This window comes from Phytoactinopolyspora mesophila (assembly GCF_010122465.1).
GTDB classification, from domain to species: Bacteria; Actinomycetota; Actinomycetes; order Jiangellales; family Jiangellaceae; genus Phytoactinopolyspora; species Phytoactinopolyspora mesophila.
In genome coordinates this window covers 134018-153011 of record NZ_WLZY01000006.1, presented here as the reverse complement: position 1 = coordinate 153011, position 18994 = coordinate 134018, and the positions used below count along the sequence as shown (strand labels likewise).

Genomic DNA, 18994 nt, shown 5'->3' with positions numbered 1-18994 from the left:
AGAGCCAGGGCCAGCGTGAGGAGCAACCGTAACACCCTCATCGGGTTCATCAGCTGTCCTCCTGGCACGCCTCGACGTCATCGATGTTGATCGTCTTCGCGACCTTCCACTCTCCGTCAGTGACGACCAGATCGGTATCGAACTGGATCAGTTGGGCGACCGACGTCGGATTGCCATCTGTCACTCGAAGACTCTCGCCCGTGTCGACGCACACGAACAACCTCGCTTCATCGCCGTCAACTTCCACAGACACCACATGAACGTCGACCGGCGGGCCCACGACGACCCGTTTGAGCTCGTCCCTCTCCTGTGCGGAATCATGCAAGCCGTCCAGGCGTTCGCCCGTGGCCACGGCCTCATAGTCGGCGCCGTCGAGCGGCACACCCCACACGTGCTGCTCCACGATCGCGTAATAGCGGCCGAACGCCCGAATGACATCGGCTTCGTCATCGGTGGCGCCGTCCGGCACCTCGATCGGTACCTCGTCACGCAGTTCGACGACCGATTCCTCGGGCAGGTACGGCTGAGTGAACGTCGCCACCGGCTCCGGAGACTCGGTTTCGTCGGGTTCTGGCTCTTCCGCCGGCTCAGTCGGCTCAGGCGTCGGCTCTGCGGTCGGCTCAGCCGTCGCTTCCAAACCGGCCGGCTCTTCCCCGGAGTCGCAGGCCACGAGCAGCGCCAAACACGCGACGACACCCGCCACCACCGTCCGTGCGCGCATCCCGAAAAAGAACCTCCCACGTCCCGTATCACCGCAGTACCGACACGACAGAATGTCACACTTCGGTTGACCCGTCATGTCGTGCAGGTGAGCATCATGCTCACCTGCACGACAGCACGTCCCTGCAGAGTGGCTCACCGTGAGGTCAGCGAGGTGATCGTGCGGCGTTCACTCATTCGGCACCTGTTAACTGGAAGCGCAACGTCACGATCTGGAACGGTCCCAGGTGCAGCTCAGGAGCGCTCGCGTCGCTCGTACCCCGTAGAGCCGAAGATGCCACCGGCCGCTCGAGCAGGTCAGTCTCCACCACCGACGTGACCGGAAGGCTGGTCTGCAGCTGTGTGATGGACCGCCCGCCTGACGCTTCATAGAGGCGGACGACGACGTCCCCTGAACGATCATCGGCGAGTTTGACCGCCGTCACGACACCCGTGCCGGAGTGGACCTGCACGAGTGGCTGCACCGGCTGGTCGCCGGGAACAGCACGTTCGGGCAGGTTGATGGCGGCGCCCTCGCGGACCGCGTCCTCGATGCCGGCTCCTGGAACCAGTGCGTATCGGAGCAGGTGCCGGCCCTGGTCGGTCTCCGGATCTGGGAATCGAGGAGCGCGCAGCAAGGAGAGTCGCAGCGTCGTGGTGGTACCGCCGCCGGTCCGTGCTTCGCGACGGACGTCGTGCCCATACGTGGAATCGTTGACCAGCGCGACGCCGTACCCGGGCTCTGCCACATGGACGAAGCGATGGGCGCACACTTCGAACTTCATCGCTTCCCACGACGTGTTCTCGTGCGTCGGTCGCTCATGGTGGCCGAACTGGGTCTCGTACGAAGCGTGCCGGCTGTGCACATCGAGCGGGAACGCGGCCTTGAGGAATTTCTCGCGCTCGTGCCAGTCGACATCGACGCCCAGATCAACTCTGCGCACGTCCGGCGCAAGGCTGATCAACTGCGTCACGTGTGAGTCACCGAATGTCCGCCTGACCTTGACGGTCGCTATCCCGTCCGAACCCATCGGCTGCAACATGACGTCGTCGGCCTCGGTGAGCTCGACAACGGTATTGCGATAGAACCGGTCGACGTCCCACGCATCCCACATATTCGGGAAGTCCGGATGCACCTGAAGCAGGTTCCCGGCGGCCCCGGGAGCCAGCACCTCACGGGCAGCCTCGGCGTCGTGCACGGAGGTCAACAAGCCGCGCGCGTCGATCACCACCCGCAGGCGGCCGTTGTCCAGAACGTACCCTCCGTCGCGGGCTTCGACCTTGACCGGTTCCGGTGCCGGGGGCTGCGGCAACGCCCCGAACGCAGGCACACCGGCGCGTGTGTGGGGCGCGGCGTTGAAGACCACCGTGCCGTCGCCGTCCCCGGCCAGGGCACGCTGCGCGGCGACGATAACGTCGGTGAGTTCTGTCGCGATCTGCTCGTAGGTCTCAGCGGCCTCGCGGTGCACCCAGGCAATGGAAGAGCCGGGCAGGATGTCGTGGAACTGCTGAAGCAAAACGAGCTTCCAGATCCGTTCCAACTGGTCGTACGGATACTCGATCAACCCTTGGGCAGCCGCTGTGGTGCACCAGAGCTCGGCTTCGGCCAGCAAGTGCTCACTGCGCCGGTTGCCCCGTTTGGTCTTCGCCTGCGACGTGTAGGTGCCCCGGTGCAGCTCGAGGTACAGCTCGCCTGCCCAGACCGGTGCATCGGCGTATTCTTCCTCGGCCGCGGCGAAGAACGCGGACGGCTTCTCGATTGTCACGCGTGGCGAGCCTTCCAGGTCTGCCGTCCGGCTCGCCCGGGCGATCATCTCGCGGGTGGGACCGCCACCACCGTCGCCCCATCCGAAAGGCACGAGCGACCTGGAAGCGCCACCCTTGTCGCGGAAGTTGCGCACCGCATGGGCCAGTTCCCGCCCGGACAGCTCCGAGTTGTAGGTGTCCACCGGCGGGAAGTGAGTAAACACCCTGGTGCCGTCGATCCCTTCCCACCAGAAGCTGTGATGTGGGAACGGATTGCGCTGGTTCCAGGAGATCTTCTGGGTGAGGAACCAGCGCGAACCGGAGAGCCGGACCAATTGCGGCAGGGCAGGCGAATAGCCGAACGAGTCCGGCAGCCACACTTCCTCCGTCTCGACGCCGAATTTCTCCAGGAAGTACCGCTTGCCGTAGACGAACTGACGGGCCATCGCCTCAGAACCGGGCATGTTGGTGTCCGACTCCACCCACATGCCACCGACCGGGACGAACCGTCCATCCTTGATGTGTTCGGCCACTCGCGCGAACACCTCAGGGCGATGCTGCTCGATCCATTCCAATTGCTGAGCCGAAGACATCGCGAAGACCATCTCCGGATACTCGTCGAGCAATTGCACGACGTTGGAGCTGGTCCGCGCCACCTTGCGGACGGTCTCGCGGGTCGGCCACAGCCAGGCGGAGTCGATGTGCGCGTGACCCACCGCCGAAATCCGGTGCACGCTCGCGTTCGCCGGACTCGCGAGCACATCGCGCAACTCTTCCCGGGCAGAATCGGCCGTGCCGGGAATGTCCTGCAGATCCAGCACGTCCAGGGCACGTTCCAACGCTCGTTCGATCGACCAACGTCGGGGCTCCCCTTCGGGCAGCTCCCGCATGAGCCCGTCCAGGACCTCGATGTCCTGGACGAGCTCCCACACGTCGCTCTCGAATACACAGATGTCGATCCGGTTGAGCCGATAGAGCGGCTCGCCGCCCGCAGTGGTCTTCTCCCCCAGATCCGTGGGGCTGAAAGGATCGGAATCCATGATCAGCGGGTTCGCGGCCGCCTCGACGTAAAGATCGATCTGCTCGCCGCCGGTTGCAGTGTCACCGATCGGTACCCAGCTGTTGCGTGGGTTGAGGCCCTTGACCACCGATCCGTCCGGGCGATACACCAGCCCCTCGGCCTGGAATCCTGGCGAGTGGTCCTCCCATCCCAGGTCGACGACGAGCTCCACCCGCCGACCGGCCGCATCCGCTGGCACCTCGCCTGTGAGGTGGAACCACGACGTGCCCCACGCCGGCCCCCAGCGATCACCGACGCCGGCCGGGCGGTACTCGACACCACCTTCCGCACCCGGTCCACCGGGCAGCGCGGTGGGCGGGTCGACAGGCTCACCCTGACCTCCATTGACGTGCCAAGCCGCCACGGACAGCGGCGCGACAGTGCGGTGCACGGCAGGGCGCAGCCGCTGCCGGAGGACGCGCTCGATCCGGTTCTCGATCAGCGAGCGGTCATGATGCATACGGTGTTCAGCTCCTCATTTTGGCATGTTCTTTATCGGTGATCGGGAGGGCGTTGTGGTCGCGATTTGGTGATCGTGAGGGCGTTGTGGTCGCTGAGGAGCGACCACAACGCCCTCACGATCACCGGAGGGGGACGACGGCGGGAGCCGAGCGGGCGAAGAGCTGCGATACGGCGACCACTTCGATCACCGCAGCACCTGAACCCGCAGCACCTGAACCCGCAGCACCCGAACCCGCAGCACCCGAACCCGCAGCACCCGAACCCGCAGCACCCGAACCCGCAGCACCCGAACCCGCAGCACCCGGCCCCGAAGCATCGGAACCCGCGGTGCTTGGGGCGTCGGCGTCCGAGCCGGCCGGCAGATCGGGCACGTAGTACGCGCCGGAACCGGTCGCTCCGAGGAAACGTCGGGTCCTGCCGTGGCGGACGTAGACCTCGTAGTGGTGGGTGTCGCCGGCCCGGTCCCACAAGAGCCGGACGTGCCGTGCCTCGTCGTCGCCCACCCAGGTGTGCTGGACCCGCAATCCCCTGACCCGGGACGGAGGCCGGGGCGGACGGCGGCCGAGCACGCTCAGCTGGCCGAGATGCCAGGTGCCGGCCTGCCGCGCGGAGAACCGGAGCGCGAGCACGTGCAGCTTCTCCCCGGCGACGTCGTCGAGGCCGGCCCGGGAGATCGTCCATCCCGTGGCCTGACGCACCCGCTCGACCGGCCGGAATCGGTACGACGGTTCGGCCCCGGGCGCACGTGGAACCTCGGTGGCCACGCCGATCTCCAGATCGGCGTCCCCCTGGTGGACCAGCTCCACCACGGCGCCCGGTTCGACGAAGGAGCCGAACCGGAAGAGCTCCACCACCGACGGCTCCGGGTGGGCATCGAACGCCACGGATTCCCCGCCCTGATAGGCGACATCAAAGTCGAATCGCGGCGACGCGTCGGCTCCACGCACCACCCAGCGCCGGGCCGGCTGGATGTCCTGGACGCCAAGATGGTTCCACGCCTGGTCGCTCACCTTCTCACCGTCGACCCAGTACCCGGTGCCGTGGCCGGTCCCGAAGGCGGAGGCGAACGGGAAGCCGACCGCGACCGGCCGGTCGGCGACGAACGCCGCGAGTCCCGGCCAGTCCGAGCCCGGCTGCGCCGACGCCGGATCACCGGTCGGGCCGACCCAGTACCGATCGTCGCGCTCGTGGAACTCGGCCGGCTGATGATCGCCAGGAAGCGAGCGCCATGTCCATTCCGGACGGTAGATGCCGAGCGACGTGGTGTGGTCACCATCCACCGGGAACAGTGCTTCCCAGTCCACCGGCGTGGTGTAGCCGCGCGCCTCGGTGTCGATACCGGAATACAGCTCGTACGGGGACCGCCCCAGCTCCCGGGCATGCTCGGCCGAGCCAGCGAGCATGTTCTCGTTCCACCAGAAGTTCAAGAACATAGAATCGCTGACGCGCGCGTCCCCGTCCTGCAGAAACACATCGTTGCGCTCGTTGAGTTCGTTCTGCCACTGGATCTCTCCGGTGGTGATCATCGAGTCGTACCAAGTAATCCGCAGGTTGCTGTGCTGCTGGAGGTAGGCGAGGAAGGCGCGGGTCGCATCAGCGAGCTCGCCGTCGCCGCCTTCGGTCTCGGAGTTGATGAACCATCCGTCGAAACCGAGGACGCCGGCGACCTCGATGAGTTTGTCGGCTACCGGGAACCGGCCGTCGTCGTCCTGTTGAACGAGTTCGTCATGCCATTTCAGGTCCCCGCCGTATACGACAGGCGGCAGGAACACGTTACCGAGTACCGCGACCCCGGCACGATGTGCCGCGTCCACCACCGGTGCGTTCGGCGCGAGGATGATGCCCTCCCACCAAGAACCGCCCCAGAACACCAACTCCTCGATGTACGCCCAGTGGGTAAAGGCGTAGTACGACGCCGTCGCGCTGCCCTGGGAAGGATTACCCGCCGTACCCGCGAAGGCCACCAGTGATTGCACTGCACCCTGCCCGGCGCGAGCGCTCGAGTTGGCCGGCACCGGCGTGAACCGATCCGCAACAGGCACGGTCGCGGTGTTGAACGGCACGTCGGGTTCGGCCGCCGGGTCCCAGTCCAGCAGACCCTGCCAGACGATTCCTGGATCCGGCGCCCCTTCGGGAGGCGTCTCCGGGAACCAGTAGAAGGCCTGCGGCTCGGTGGCGAGGTCGCCGCTCTGGCGCTGCCGGCGCTGGAGCGGTGTCGCGGCGATCACCTGCGCTGGTGCCCCGACCAATGCGGCCGCACCGGCCGCCGTGGTGGACAGAAGCAAGCTTCGGCGAGAGATTCTCCTGCGATTCTGGCTCATCCTTTGATCGCTCCCTCTTCGACTCCTCGGAAAAAGAACCGCTGTAACACCGCGAAGACGATCACGATCGGAATGAACGCGATCATCGTGCCCGCGGCGATGACACGTGGGTTGGCGCTGAACGCACCGTTGAGGTATTGAAGGCCCACGGTCAGGGTGTAGTTGGCCGGGTCGGTCAGCACGATCAGTGGCCACAGGAAGTCGTCCCAGGCACCGATGAACGCGAAGATCGTGATGACACTGAGCATGCCGCGGACGTTGGGCAGGCCGACATGGCGCAACCGTTGCCAGACGTTGGCGCCGTCCACCTTCGCGGCATCGTCGAGCTCCTGCGGGATGGCCCGGAAGGCGGCCCACATCAGCAAGATGTTGAGCATCCCGATGGTGCCGGGCAGCGCAACTCCGATCAGCGTGTCTGCCAGGCCCATCTCCCGGATGGTGATGTACTGCGCGATGATCGTGACCTCGCCAGGCAGGATCAGGGTGGCGAGGATCAGCGCGAAGATCAGCTTGGCGCCGCGAAATCTCAATCGTGCCAGAGCGAAGCCGGCCAGAGTGGCCCCGATTGCGTTGCCGAGCACCACGACGAAGGCGACGAACAGCGAGTTCTGGGCGAACGTCCAGATCGGGACGGTCTCGCTGACCCGCACGTAGTTGGACAGGGTCGGTTCAGCCGGGATGAAGCTGGGGGTCGCGGTGTAGATGTTCTCCGTCGCGCCCTTCAACGACGTCGAGAGCTGCCAGAGGAAGGGGCCGACGGTGATCAGCAGCACCACGAGCATCAAGACGTACCGGAGGATTTTCTCGCGGGGTGACATCGAGTTGAAGGCGTAGGCTCGCCGGCGCGACCGCGGGCGGGCGTCCACCCCTGGCGTGGCGTGATCGGTTGCGCTCACGACGACCTCCGGTTCATGCGGGCCAGTACCAGCATCGGGCCGACGGTGATGACGAAGAGCAGGATGCTCAGCGCGGACGCGTAGCCAAGATCTCCGGTGAATCCCCGGCTATACATCTGGATCAGCATCACCACGCTCATCACCCGACCGCCCGGTCCGCCCGTGCCGTTGGTGAGAATGAACAGCTCCGAGAAGACACGCAGGGCGGAGACGGTGATCAACACCATGATCAGAAGCATCGTGTTGCGCACGCCCGGCACGGTGACGGCCATGAACCGCCGGAACACACCCGCGCCGTCCACGGCCGCCGCCTCATGCAATTCCCTGCTGACGTTACCCAGCGCCGATAAGTAGATGATCATGTAGTAGCCGAGGCCCTTCCACACCGTGAGGCTGATCGCGCTGAACAACAGCAGCCAGCGGTCGGTCAGGAAGGGAAGCGGGCCGCTGAGAAAGCCGAGCGACTGGGCGATTGCATTGATCGCGCCGCGGTCGTCGAGCAGCCAGTTCCAGATCAGCGCGACCACGACCGCCGAGGCGATCACCGGCGTGTAGAAGGCGGTGCGGAAGAAGGTGATGCCCGGCAGCTTCTTCTCCACGAGCAGGGCCAGCAGCAACGGCAACACTGTCAGCAGCGGCAGGCACACCAGCATGTAGACGATGCTGTTGATCAGCGCATAGACGAGTTGGTCGTCGCTGGCCAGCCGTTCGAAGTTCGCTGTACCGATGAACGAGCCGCCGCCGAGCGGTTTGGCGTCGGTGAACGCCAGCACAACGGTGTTGATCGATGGCCAGATGTTGAACAGTGCCAGCCACACCACGGCGGGGGCCACCAGCAGCAACGGCGCGAACCACCGCTGCTGCCGGATGGCCCTGGAGGCTGCCGGGGTGGCGCGGCGCCCCGTGCGCGCCGCGCCACGCTCCGGTTTCGCGGTCAGCGTCATCAGGACGTGCCGAGGAGGTTGTTGCATCGCTCAACGGCCGTATCGAGCGCTTCCTGTGAGGTCACCTCGCCACTGATCGCAAGGGATATCTGCTGATTGATGATGTCCGACATCGCGTCGTCGACCTCATAAGGCTGCAGCACCTGCGCTTCGGCGAGCGACTCGAAGGCGATCACCTTGGCGTCGTCGTCGTTCGTACCGGTGCTGTCGGTGAAGAACGGATCTTCAGCTGACGCTGTGGTACTCGGGAAGATGCCCGGCACGATCCTGGCGAACTCGGCTTGGTTCTCAGCGTTGGTGACCCATCGCGCCAACTCGACCGCGGCGGCAAGATTGTCGCTGTCGCGGGCCACCCCGAGGCCTTGCACGTACAGCGGCGGCGTGCCGAACGCGGGAGAAGGCACCACCTTCTCCGCCAGTGAGGGGTTACTCTCGCGTATACCGTTGATGAAGTTGCCACCTCCGGTGCTCCAGGCCACCTTTTCCTCCACAAAGAGCTGGCTGTTGCCGAGGTAGGCATCGGTCAACACGTCACGCGGCAGAAGTCCCTCATCGAAGGCGTCCCGGTACTCGTCCAGGAGCGCCGCGGCCTCGGGGGTGTTGAAAACGAACTCGCTGCCGTCCTCGGACAACACAGGGATCCCGGCGTTGACGAAATCACCCAGTTCCAGCTTGCGGCTCATCAGATGCGCGCTGCCGCCGGACTCCTCGGCCATGATCCTGGCCTGGTCGACCAGTTCCTCGAAGGATGTCGGCGGAGAGTCGCCGTCCAGGCCGTATTCCTCCAGCAGTTCGGCGTTCCAGTAGTTGACGTCCGTGTTCAGATACCACGGATAACCGAAGACGCCGTCCATCCCGGCGAATTCGTACGCCGCGACGCCCCCGTCAACATATTCCTCGCGTAATGCCTCATCCACCGAGTCGACATCAATAAGCATGCCCTGCTCCGCCAGCGGAAGGGCGAAGTCCGGCGGTAGGTTGACCACGTCAGGCAGGTCTCCGCTCGCCGCCTGGCTCAGCACTTTCTCCGAATAGCCTTCACCCGGCTGGTCGAGCCACCTCACGTCGACATCGGGATACTCTGCCTCGAACCCTTCGATCACTTCTTCGACGTAGTCGGTGAAGTTCGGTTTCAGCGCCCATGTCTGCAGGGTGACAACACCTTCGATTTCACCGGTTACCTCAACCGGTTCAGCTTGGTCGTCTCCGCCACCTAGGCCACATCCTGCCAACCCGGCAGCAAGCGCTGTTGTGGCGGCTATCCAGCAGATCGTCCGTGCCATCTGCCCTCCATCCGTGCGGTTTGTCGAGTCGGCCACCTGGTGACTCGCCTGAGTCCCGAAACAGCACGACAGGGATTTGATAAACCGGTCTAGTTCCGTAACTATGGACGTGGCAGACAGGACTGTCAAGAGATCAGCGTCGGTCGCCTGGGAGAATGGCTGCACAGGGAAGGGACGCACACGTGCCTCAGCACACCGGAGATGAAACCGTGGAGCCGAATGCCCCGGCCCGGCCAACCATCAGCGACATCGCTCGCCGTGCAGGCGTGTCGAAAGGCGCGGTGTCGTTCGCGCTCAACGGGCGCCCTGGTGTCAGCGCCGACACCAGGGGCCGGATCCTGCGAATTGCCGAAGAGCTCAATTGGCGCCCGCACCGTGCCGCACGTGCCCTCAGCGGAGCGCGAACCGACTCGGTGGGACTCGTCTTTGCCCGCCCGGCGCGGACGCTGGGCGTCGAGCCCTTCTTCGCCCATCTGCTCTCCGGCCTGCAGGCCGGCTTGTCCGCTGAGGGCATCGCCTTACAACTGTTGATCGTCGAAGACACCGAGGCCGAGATCGACGTCTACCATCGCTGGGCATCCGAGCATCGGGTCGACGGACTCGTACTCGTGGACCTCAAGGTCGACGATCCACGCATCCCGGCCGTGGAACAGCTCGGTCTGCCGGCCATCATCCTGGGCGGATCCGGTCCCCACGACTCGTTGTCGAGTGTCTGGGCCGATGATCACGCGGCAATGACGTCGATCATCGACTACCTCGGGGCACTCGGCCACACCCGTCTCGCGCACATCGCGGGGGTCTCCGCGTTCGCGCACACCCAGGAGCGAGTCCGCGCCCTCCAAGAGGGGACGCAACGCTTGGCGCTGGAGCATGTGCAGACGGTGCACACCGATTTCAGCGATTCCGAGGGCGCATCCACCACCCGCCGTCTGCTGTCTGGGCGGCCCCGTCCCAGCGCGATCATCTACGACAGCGACGTCATGGCGGTCGCGGGCCTGGGCGTCGCCATGGAGATGGGCGTCTCGGTACCGGGAGAGCTGTCGATCATCTCGTTCGACGATTCAGTGCTGACCCAGCTGATGCACCCGGCACTCACCGCGCTGACCCGAGACACCTATGCCCTCGGCATTCAAGTGGCCGAGGCACTTATGTCGGTGATCTCCGATCCGCATTCCCGTTGGCACGTCCAGGCAGACACGCCAAGTCTCGTGGTCCGGGAAAGCACCGCACCAGCCGCTTGACTACTTGATAAGTGCAACTCTCGCGAGTGCGCGCCCATCACCCCACAGACGATCAGCCGGGAAGAGGGGACGAAAAACCCGCCTCCGCTGAACGGAGGCGGGTTTTTGGTACGCACACTCAGATGCGGTCGTCCTCGCCGGTTGCCTGCGCGAGGTTGTTGTGGTTGATCTTCACGTCCTCGGCTGCATCCTCAAGCGCATCACGCAGCGTGTCGAGGTTCTTCTTGTAGTCGTCCCAGGCTTCCCTGAACTTGGTCGCGTTGGCACCGTCCCACACGGCGCTGTCCAGCGAGTTGGTGACCGCAGTCTTGATGCCGTCGGCGTCGTCCGCCTTCGCGACAAAAGTACTGTGCAGGTCCCGCAGTGTTTCGAGCTCGCCACCTACGGACATGTTTAACTCCTTATATCGATATTCAGGCACGCGCCAGAATCGGCGCGTGTCAAGCCAGATCCTACCGGTACTGTCACATGCGGCAACCGGTAGCAGTTCGGTTATGGTCCCTTTGGGCCGAATCACACGTTTCCATCGGCCAGGGCCCCCATTGATGTATGCCGGGCCATGTTGACCGTGGTGCGCTCAGCTCGCCGGACGACGCCGCCGGTGAGCGGACTGGGCGCCGTTCGAGCCCGGTAACAACTCGTCCAGCAGCGCTCCGGTTTCAGGCTCGATATCGTCGACGCCCAACTCGGTCAGCGCAGCCGACATCTCGTCGGCCACGGCCGGCACCCGCGTGGCGTCACCCATACGCTGAGCTTGCAGCAGATCGCGCCACAACAGTTGCTCACCGGGACGCACCCGTAGCCCCGCCCGGGCCGCGGCCGCCGCGGTCGCGGGATCACCGCCACCTCCACAGAGCATCGACAGGCGGTGGGCGGCGTCGACCAGGACGTCGGATGCCGTGCGCTCCAGCCGTGCGCGTGCAATCCACCCGTAGCGACCCTGCGGCCGCTCGGCCAGGACCGGCCCCCGGGCCACCCGGAGGGCCTGCCGGAGCAGATCGATCTCGTCCTTCGCCGCGTGCGCGTCACGCGCCCGCCTCAGCAAGGCGCAGACGACGTCCCAGTCGAGGACGACATCCTCGCTGAGTTTGAGCTTCCCATCGGCGGTCGTCAGCAGATAAGGAGAACCATCGGGATCGACGCCGAGCCAGTCCCGCACTCTGGCGAAGCTCGCCTCGCGCACCGCGGCCGTCACCCCCCGCGGCCACAACGCTGCCGCGAGGACGGTCGGATGTACACCCTCGGGATGTAGCGCCAGATACACCACCATCTCCGTCGCCAGCGCCCGCCGCTCCGGATCGATGTCCTGCGCCGCCTGCACCTCCACCGGGCCGAGCACGAACACCCGCACCGGCGCCGTTGCGAGATGAGCCACTTCCACGAACTTCGGTGGCTCAGGTACCTGAGGACGAACCTCCGGCAACCAAGCCTCGTGCAGAACCGGCGCTCCGGGACCATCACCCCCGCCGGAGCGGTCCGGCTCCACCAAAGCCGCGATCGCCTCGATGCTTCGCCAGGACAATTGGTTAGCGCGCAGGCTCAGCCCCAGCGCCGGCACTTCGAGGGTGCCTGACGAGTCGACCGACAGCCGCCACCGGGCTCCGGTCACCTCACCCGCAAACACCACGCCCAGCGGCGAGCGACTGGATGAACTGGTCAGCTGGAGCAGCTGTGCCACCACGTCCTCGCTGGGCTGAGTTCCGAGCACCAGATATTCGGGCATCCATGCGCCGCCCCGGCCCGGACGCAGCCGGCCACTGAGTACATCCGGCCCGAATCCAGCTTGCCGGGCGGCTACTTCCGGAAGCAGACCCTCGATGTCGTCCACCAGGCGAAGCTGACCCGGATCGAAGACTGTCAGCTCGTCCGGCAGGCCTTCGGCCGTCACCCTCAGTTGATCAGACCATCGGTTTGTCGCCAGTTCGACCGCAATCGCGGTGACCACCTCGAAAGCCACCCCTGGATCGCCCGCGATACTGATCGGACCGCCGGCCGCTTCGAGATCCACCAGCACGTCGCGGTCGCCGTCGCGGCCGAGGGAGACCAAGCCCGGATAGGGTGCCAGCATGTCGACGCCCGCCGGATCCCCCGATCCCACCATTCGCTCACGGTGCAGGGTCCATCGGCGCCCGTCGTCGGAGACCGACCATGGCGCCGGGGCTTCCGGGCGCGCCGGCGCCAGCATGAGCTCGACGGCCGTATTGTCCACGAACACGGCGTAAACCGGTGGCAGCGGCACGTCGCTCTCACGGCAGGCGGCAGCCAGCGAACGCAATGCGTAGTCCAGCCATCTGGCCCGGTCCGGATCCGCGCCGACGCGCAGCGCCACCTCGGCATCGGCTTCGTCGTCGCCCGGCTGCGGTGTACGCCGGCGGCGACGAACCAGTTCGATCGCGGCCAGCACCCCGGCGCTGAGCAAACCCGCCACCGCAAGATCGCGGTAAGTGCCATCCAGGATCGAGGTGGTGTCTCCGCTCTGTCCGCCTACCACACTGCCGCGGTTCTCCCCCGACAGCTCACGGCCGCCCGATTCCACGTCGGCGGCCTCAGTGTCGCTACCCGCGTGCGCGTCGCCGGACCCGGTGGCTTCGCCCTCGGCGCCGGACGACTCACCTCCGGCACCGGACGAATCGCCCGGCGAAGAACCCGCAGCCTCCTCGGCGGCCGACTCCTCGGGCTGCTCGACGGTCACGACGTCGGCGTCGGTGGCGTCGTTGGGCAGGATCAGCAGCCAGTTCGGATAGATGAGCCTCGCCAGCGACAACTCGTGGCCGTCAGGTTGGGTCCGGCCCCTGTTCAGCTCGAATATCTCCTGGTAGCGGCGCCCGTCACCCAACGTGCGCTCGGCAATGTCCCACAGGTTGTCGTGATAGCGCCCCTCGGGTGGCTGCACGACGTAGACCTTCTGGCCAACCAGCTCGGCGCCTTCGTCCGGGTCGAGCACCATGTCGCCCAGCCGGTAGATCTCTTCACCGGTGCGCTCGTGCGACGAGGACGATTGCGGTGCCGACTCGCTCTTTTCACCGCTCGCCTGGGCCATGCCGTCCGACGCGTCGGAGAGACTCGAAACGGAGACGCCGACCGACGCCGGCGCCTCGGCCGCGGTGGCCGGCACCGCCGCGCTCGCCTGGCCCACCGCCGTCGCGGCCAGCAGAACCGACCCCACGAGCACCCGCGCCAGACGCTGAGACGCACCGCCCATCGGCACCCGGGTCGGCAGGCCGATCCCTCGCACGGCACTACGCAACTCGACGAGCACGCAGATGGTGAACTGCAGCCATGCCAGCCACACGATCCAGAGCAGGACGCCGATCAGCTGGTCGGCCCCGATGGTCGCGGTGAGGTCGTCCCTGGTCGGCAGCGAGGTGGGGATCGGCGGATGCCCGGCGAGAACCAAGAGCCCGATCGGGACCCCCGCCACCAGCACCGCCAGCGCCAGCGCAGCTGCCAGCGCCCGAGGCAGGCTGCGCTGCTGTCCCGCTGGGTCAGGCTTGTGCTGAAAGCGCTGCGGGCCGGTCTCTCGAGGAGCGACAGGCTCGCCGTTCGCCGGAACCGGCGGCGGTGGCGGCGGTGGTGGCTGTTCCAGCTGGCTCACGGCCCTCCTCCAATTCCGATCTCCGGCTGCGACGATGCTTGTCCACTCACATCAAAGCTGTTGACGAAGACCAACTGCAACATTCCGGTCGGAACGGTACGCTCCGCGGTGACCTGCACCTCGGTCTCCGAGGCCACAACTGAGATACGTGCGGGGTCGTACGACCACGACCGGGTCTGGTTCAGATCGGTCAAATACGCCCTTGCCCTCTCAATGGCCGCGGCTTCGTCGATCCGGACAATGCCCGAACTGCGGAACAGATCCATATCGATCTGGTTGGCGCCGGCCCGGGCGGCCTGCTCGACGTCGTCGAAGGTCTGCTGCCGGGCGTTGATGGCCCGTCCGCCGTCGTAGATCAGTCCGGCCACCGCGAACAGCATGACGATCAGCACGATCACCATGGCGCTGATCGAGCCGCGCTCCGCGGCCCAGCGGGCCGGCCGCTCCGTTGTCCTCACGATGTTCTCCGCCATTGATCGAGCGGGGCTGCGCTGTCTCCGCTGAGCTGGACGCTGCCGGGCAGGCCGCTGAACCCGAGTTCGGACAGGTCAGCCCGGCAGGTGACCCGCACCCGAATCATCCCGCCGGCGCTGAAGTCAGTCCCGCTCAGGTCGACCGGTGAACAGCTCAACCCGCTCGGCAGGGACTGAGTGGCCGCGTGTTGTGCCGCTGCCTGCGCCGAGCCGTAATCGCGCTCGTACGACGCAGCGCGGGCCGCTTCCCGGGCCGCCGCCTCGACGTCACCCTGCCGGTCGATGAAACGCCCCGCCCCGATCACCAGCAGCATCACAGCGACCAGAACCGGCACGAGCAAGACGAGCTCGATCGCCATCGAGCCGCGCTCTGCGCGGCCACGTAATCCTCGTCGGTAGCTGATCATGCTGTGTCCTACACGTCCGGGCGGAACTGCTCGACGGGGCCTTCAGCGCGCTGGCAGACCCGGGGCGTGACTTTCTTGATGATCTCTTTCGGCCGTCCGCATACCTCGACCCAGACGGTCGCGCCGTCGTTGCCGGCGGTGACCCGTACATCGGTCAACTGGTTGCCGCCGAGCCTGGCTGCGTGTTCCGCTGCCCTCGCTTGGGCATGGTGCAGCCCTGGGTCGGTGTCGAAGGTGGTCCGGGCGATCCGAGCGCCCTCCCTGGCTGCCGCGTGCGCCACCTGACTCCCGTGGTAGTGCATGGCGAACTGAATGATCAGGAAGATCACGAAGAACATGATCGGCGTGTACAACGCCAGCTCGATTGCGCTGGCGCCGCGTTGTGAGCGCACCCGGCGGATCATCGTCCCAATCAGAGGTCGCCGCCCGGCGTATCTGGAATGTTGATCTCGTCGGCCTTGTCGGTGACGAGGTTGTAGATGATCAGACCCACGGCGGCGGCCAGAGCTACGAGCACGGCCGTGATGATCACGAACTCCATGGCCGAGGCACCCCGCTGCGAGTGGCGCTGCGCCCGGTCAACCCGGGTCCGCAAGAAGAGCAGCAACATGCCCTGTGGCGTGGATGGTGCGAAATAAGCATTCATCAGCGTGGTCTCCTGCTCGCTTTCCTGATACTGATTCCCGACATGACCGCCATCAGGAATGTTCTCCCCATGCGGCCGAATCGAAACTACGACGTCTGATCACGCTCACGCCCCTTCCAGGACACCCATCAACGCCGGATACAAAAGAAAGATCAGGAAGCCGAGGCACAGCAACAGCTGAGCGACCAGCATCGACTGTGATCTCTCACCCGCCTTGCCTTCGACTTCGGCCAGTTCGCGCCGGCGTAGCGAACTGGCCCTCGCTGCCAGCGACTCCCGCACCTTGGCGCCGTCCTCCGCGACGAGAGCAAGCGCCGAGGCAAGGTCACGCAGCTCCTCGATCCGGACCTCCTCCCCCAACTCTCCGAGGGCCGCCCACGGCGTCACACCGTGCAAACGCGCAGTCAACAGAGTGTCACGGATGCGGGTCATTGCCCACCCGTCGCTCAGGCTCGCCGCCATCGACAACGCCTCCGGCACCCCCCGCCCGCCGGCCAGGTTCATGGCCACGAGATCCAGGAAGGAGCCCACGACATGCCGGAAGTCGCGGCGACGCTCAACAGCCCTCGAGCGTACGTTCAACGTGGGAATGACCGCACCTAGCAGGGCGAAGACGAATCCGAGCACGAACGACATCGGGAGAGAGAACCCGACGCCGAAGACGATGAGCACCACGTCGAAGACGATGGGCGCGAAGAACCCACCCAGCGCCGCCAGAACGCTGGTCGCCAGGTGACCTTCAATAGATCTTCCGAGCAACGACAGGTCGCTGCGTAGAGCACCCAGGTCGATTCCGAAGCCCTCGAGTGACGCACGCATCCGGCCGCCGAACTTCCGGAGCGACGCGGACTCCCTGACCTGGCGCGGGTCGAACGCCGCGGCGGTGATCCGTTCCTGTCGCGCACGGCCCCGCCGAATGTCGAGTTCCGCCAACGCTGCGGCGGGGTTGGACTTCGGCTGGAAGAGAATCATCCCAAGGAGCAATACCCCCAAGCCGACCATCGCGCCAGCAATGATGATCATCGTCATGTGCGAGCCTCACCGCCCTGAGCAGTGGGCGACGACGCCACGAGGAACCGGTCCGGCACCTCGACGTTGGACAACCGTTTCATCCACATGAAGCCAGCTGCGAACAACGCCGCCACCACACCGAGTACCACCTGGCCCACAGGTTCTGAGTACGGCTCGACGTAATCCCGGTTCGCCACGGACAGGCCCACCATGAATGCCAAGCTCACGCTGACGACGATCTGGACCGAACGCCTGGTGCTGGCTCGCCCGGCGAACACTCGCTGGCGCATGTCCAGCTCGGCCCGTGCGGAGTCGGCGAGGGACGTCAGCACCTGCCGCAGACCGGGCCCGCGTAGCTTGGAATTGAGGATGAGCGATGCCACCACCAAGTCGGCGCTCGGATCATCGAGGTCGTCAGCGAAGCGCTGCAACGCCTCAGGCATCGGCACCCTGATCCGCAGCCGGTCGGCCAGCAGCCGCAACTCTGGCTGGATCGACGGCGACGCCGCATAGACCGTCGCCGGAATCGCCTGCTCGAGGCCGACCGCGCCGGCGATGGTGTCTCGCAGCGACTCCGTCCACGACGCCAGTCCTTCCAGCCGGGCGATGGCATCCTTCTCGGCTTTGGCGCCTCCGAACAACATCGGCCACACCCCGACCAGGATGCCGCCGCTGATGGCCGCGACCGGCCAGCGGGTGATGGCGAGCACAGAGATGCCCGTCGCCAGCGCGAATAGGGTCTGACGTCCGAGCCGTTCCACCAATGAACCGGCCCGCACCGGGGACGGCGTGCGCGGTTCCATCCCGCGGATCGACGCGATCAGCAGGACGACCCCAGCACCGACCACGGCACCGAGCAGGGTGACGATCAGGAACGTGGGCGTCAGGCGCTCCATTCGACCGCCATTCCGGGCTGATAACCCACCGCGGCGAGCTCATCGAGGCAGGCGATCGGTGCCGCGGCAACCGCCACGCCGTCAGGCCCGCTCGCGAAGATCTCGCTCGACAAGACCCGTCCGTCGACACCGTTGATCTCGCGGACGCTGGAGACGAACCGGCGCAACCGCCCGCCACTGGCGTAGTCGTTGCGTTTCTCCACGAAAACGACGAAGTCGATAGCACCGGCGATCAGCATCATCGTGGCGTCGACCGGAAGCCGCTCCACCGATTGGATCGCGTAGGTCGAGATCCGGTTGAACACCTCGATGGAGCTGTTCGCGTGGATCGTGGACAGGGAGCCGTCGTTACCTTGACTCATGGCGTTGAGCATGGTGACGATCTCGTCGCCCAGCACCTCACCGACGATCACCCGGCTCGGATTCATCCGCAGACTGCGGCGGACGAGCTCGGCCATAGTGATGGCGCCCATCCCCTCCGAGTTCGGCAGCCGCTCCTCGAACGCCACCACGTTCGGATGTAGATCGGGAAACTCACCGAGTCCGAGTTCCAGGGCCCGTTCCACGGTGATCAGCCGCTCGGAAGGCGAGATCTCATTGGCCAGCGCACGCAGCAGGGTTGTCTTTCCCGCGTTCGTGGCGCCGGCGATCATGATGTTCTTGCGCGCGGCCACAGCCGCTGATAGGAAGGCAGCCAGCTCCTCGGTCACCGTGCCGTAGCTGAGCAACTCGTCCAGGTGGACCCGCGACAGGCGCGCTCGCCGGATAGAGATCGCCGGCCGGGCGCACACGTCCATCACCGCGGACAGCCGGCTGCCGTCCGGCAGGCGCAGATCAAGCTGTGGGTTGGCCGAATCGAACGGCCGGCTCGCCAGGCCCGAGTAGGCACCGAGAATCTGCACGAGCTCCACCAGCTCGTCGTCGCTCTCCGCTACCTGGCCGCCGATCACCTCACGGCCATCGGCGTATTGGATGAAGACGTTGTCGAAACCGTTGATGTCGATGTTCTCGACCTCGGGATCGTCGAGAAGCGGCTGCAACCGGCCCACACCGAACAAGGCGGCATGGATGCCGGACGAGATCTCCTCTTCCTCTTCCGCGCTGGGCGGTGTGCGCCCAGCGGCGATCTCCGTACGCGCATGGCTGTCGAGCACCCGGCTGATCACTGCTCGGGCGAACTGGCGCTCGTCCTCCGCCGACATCGGCGCGACGCCGTTGGCGGCGTCGTCGCGGCGCTGCCGCGCCAGCGTGTCTGCGACCTCTTCCCGGAGCCTGCGCACCAGCCCTTGGTCCATGCCGGTCTGTTCCATCGTG

The 18994-nt window shown here is 65.9% G+C and carries 16 protein-coding genes; 1 reads left to right on the top strand and 15 read right to left on the bottom strand.

All coding sequences use genetic code 11. The features are described 5' to 3' along the window. Positions 1-49: 49 nt before the first annotated feature. The 6 genes from F7O44_RS17835 to F7O44_RS17810 all read right to left on the bottom strand — a co-directional run bounded on the left by F7O44_RS17835 (position 50) and on the right by F7O44_RS17810 (position 9411). On the bottom strand, positions 50-721 hold the full coding sequence (locus F7O44_RS17835; protein WP_162451632.1) for a hypothetical protein: 672 nt from the start codon (positions 719-721) through the stop codon (positions 50-52). 172 nt (positions 722-893) lie between these two features. Further along, positions 894-3965, bottom strand: coding sequence for an alpha-mannosidase (locus tag F7O44_RS17830; protein WP_162451631.1), 3072 nt, complete (start codon positions 3963-3965; stop codon positions 894-896). Between the two features lie 121 nt (positions 3966-4086). Continuing rightward, a complete protein-coding gene (locus tag F7O44_RS17825) occupies positions 4087-6288 on the bottom strand; it encodes an endo-beta-N-acetylglucosaminidase (protein ID WP_162451630.1) in 2202 nt (733 codons plus the stop codon). Continuing rightward, on the bottom strand, positions 6285-7106 hold the full coding sequence (locus F7O44_RS17820) for an ABC transporter permease subunit (RefSeq protein WP_162451853.1): 822 nt from the start codon (positions 7104-7106) through the stop codon (positions 6285-6287). Before F7O44_RS17820 ends, F7O44_RS17825 begins: the two co-directional genes overlap by 4 nt. 74 nt (positions 7107-7180) lie before the next feature. Then, on the bottom strand, positions 7181-8053 hold the full coding sequence (locus F7O44_RS17815; RefSeq protein WP_162451852.1) for an ABC transporter permease subunit: 873 nt from the start codon (positions 8051-8053) through the stop codon (positions 7181-7183). A gap of 74 nt (positions 8054-8127) precedes the next feature. Further along, complete coding sequence (locus F7O44_RS17810; protein ID WP_162451629.1) at positions 8128-9411, bottom strand: ABC transporter substrate-binding protein; 1284 nt, start codon at positions 9409-9411, stop codon at positions 8128-8130. A gap of 182 nt (positions 9412-9593) precedes the next feature. Here F7O44_RS17810 and F7O44_RS17805 point away from each other — a divergent pair, with 182 nt between their 5' ends. Next, complete coding sequence (locus F7O44_RS17805) at positions 9594-10652, top strand: LacI family DNA-binding transcriptional regulator (protein WP_222851463.1); 1059 nt, start codon at positions 9594-9596, stop codon at positions 10650-10652. Positions 10653-10770: 118 nt separating this feature from the next. Here F7O44_RS17805 and F7O44_RS17800 read toward each other — a convergent pair whose 3' ends face one another. The 9 genes from F7O44_RS17800 to F7O44_RS17760 all read right to left on the bottom strand — a co-directional run bounded on the left by F7O44_RS17800 (position 10771) and on the right by F7O44_RS17760 (position 18975). Beyond that, entirely contained in the window at positions 10771-11043 is a 273-nt protein-coding gene (locus F7O44_RS17800; RefSeq protein WP_162451627.1) for a WXG100 family type VII secretion target, read from the bottom strand. A 186-nt stretch (positions 11044-11229) separates the two neighbouring features. Further along, positions 11230-14247, bottom strand: a complete 3018-nt coding sequence (locus F7O44_RS17795) for an AfsR/SARP family transcriptional regulator (protein WP_162451626.1) — start codon at positions 14245-14247, stop codon at positions 11230-11232. Beyond that, positions 14244-14705, bottom strand: coding sequence for a pilus assembly protein TadG-related protein (locus F7O44_RS17790; protein ID WP_162451625.1), 462 nt, complete (start codon positions 14703-14705; stop codon positions 14244-14246). Before F7O44_RS17790 ends, F7O44_RS17795 begins: the two co-directional genes overlap by 4 nt. Continuing rightward, positions 14702-15127 (bottom strand): TadE/TadG family type IV pilus assembly protein, encoded by a 426-nt coding sequence (locus F7O44_RS17785; protein WP_162451624.1) that lies wholly within the window; start codon positions 15125-15127, stop codon positions 14702-14704. Before F7O44_RS17785 ends, F7O44_RS17790 begins: the two co-directional genes overlap by 4 nt. Positions 15128-15135: 8 nt before the next feature. Continuing rightward, on the bottom strand, positions 15136-15531 hold the full coding sequence (locus tag F7O44_RS17780; protein ID WP_162451623.1) for a TadE/TadG family type IV pilus assembly protein: 396 nt from the start codon (positions 15529-15531) through the stop codon (positions 15136-15138). 8 nt (positions 15532-15539) lie between these two features. Then, positions 15540-15773 carry a hypothetical protein gene (locus F7O44_RS17775; protein WP_222851462.1) on the bottom strand — a complete coding sequence of 78 codons (234 nt, stop codon included), beginning with the start codon at positions 15771-15773 and terminating at the stop codon, positions 15540-15542. Between the two features lie 105 nt (positions 15774-15878). Beyond that, a complete protein-coding gene (locus tag F7O44_RS17770) occupies positions 15879-16802 on the bottom strand; it encodes a type II secretion system F family protein (RefSeq protein WP_162451622.1) in 924 nt (307 codons plus the stop codon). Continuing rightward, positions 16799-17680, bottom strand: a complete 882-nt coding sequence (locus F7O44_RS17765; protein WP_162451621.1) for a type II secretion system F family protein — start codon at positions 17678-17680, stop codon at positions 16799-16801. Before F7O44_RS17765 ends, F7O44_RS17770 begins: the two co-directional genes overlap by 4 nt. After that, positions 17668-18975 (bottom strand): TadA family conjugal transfer-associated ATPase, encoded by a 1308-nt coding sequence (locus tag F7O44_RS17760; protein WP_162451850.1) that lies wholly within the window; start codon positions 18973-18975, stop codon positions 17668-17670. The genes F7O44_RS17765 and F7O44_RS17760 overlap by 13 nt, the downstream gene beginning before the upstream one ends. Between the last annotated feature and the right edge of the window lie 19 nt (positions 18976-18994).

What these genes read in the sequence shown, in the direction of transcription:
- F7O44_RS17835 (WP_162451632.1), bottom strand. Translation starts at nt 721, where the DNA reads ATGCGCGCACGGACGGTGGTGGCGGGTGTCGTCGCGTGTTTGGCGCTG.
- F7O44_RS17830 (WP_162451631.1), bottom strand. Translation starts at nt 3,965, where the DNA reads ATGCATCATGACCGCTCGCTGATCGAGAACCGGATCGAGCGCGTCCTC.
- F7O44_RS17825 (WP_162451630.1), bottom strand. Translation starts at nt 6,288, where the DNA reads ATGAGCCAGAATCGCAGGAGAATCTCTCGCCGAAGCTTGCTTCTGTCC.
- F7O44_RS17820 (WP_162451853.1), bottom strand. Translation starts at nt 7,106, where the DNA reads ATGTCACCCCGCGAGAAAATCCTCCGGTACGTCTTGATGCTCGTGGTG.
- F7O44_RS17810 (WP_162451629.1), bottom strand. Translation starts at nt 9,411, where the DNA reads ATGGCACGGACGATCTGCTGGATAGCCGCCACAACAGCGCTTGCTGCC.
- F7O44_RS17800 (WP_162451627.1), bottom strand. Translation starts at nt 11,043, where the DNA reads ATGTCCGTAGGTGGCGAGCTCGAAACACTGCGGGACCTGCACAGTACT.
- F7O44_RS17785 (WP_162451624.1), bottom strand. Translation starts at nt 15,127, where the DNA reads ATGATCAGCTACCGACGAGGATTACGTGGCCGCGCAGAGCGCGGCTCG.
- F7O44_RS17780 (WP_162451623.1), bottom strand. Translation starts at nt 15,531, where the DNA reads ATGATCCGCCGGGTGCGCTCACAACGCGGCGCCAGCGCAATCGAGCTG.
- F7O44_RS17775 (WP_222851462.1), bottom strand. Translation starts at nt 15,773, where the DNA reads ATGAATGCTTATTTCGCACCATCCACGCCACAGGGCATGTTGCTGCTC.
- F7O44_RS17770 (WP_162451622.1), bottom strand. Translation starts at nt 16,802, where the DNA reads ATGACGATGATCATCATTGCTGGCGCGATGGTCGGCTTGGGGGTATTG.
- F7O44_RS17765 (WP_162451621.1), bottom strand. Translation starts at nt 17,680, where the DNA reads ATGGAGCGCCTGACGCCCACGTTCCTGATCGTCACCCTGCTCGGTGCC.
- F7O44_RS17760 (WP_162451850.1), bottom strand. Translation starts at nt 18,975, where the DNA reads ATGGACCAAGGGCTGGTGCGCAGGCTCCGGGAAGAGGTCGCAGACACG.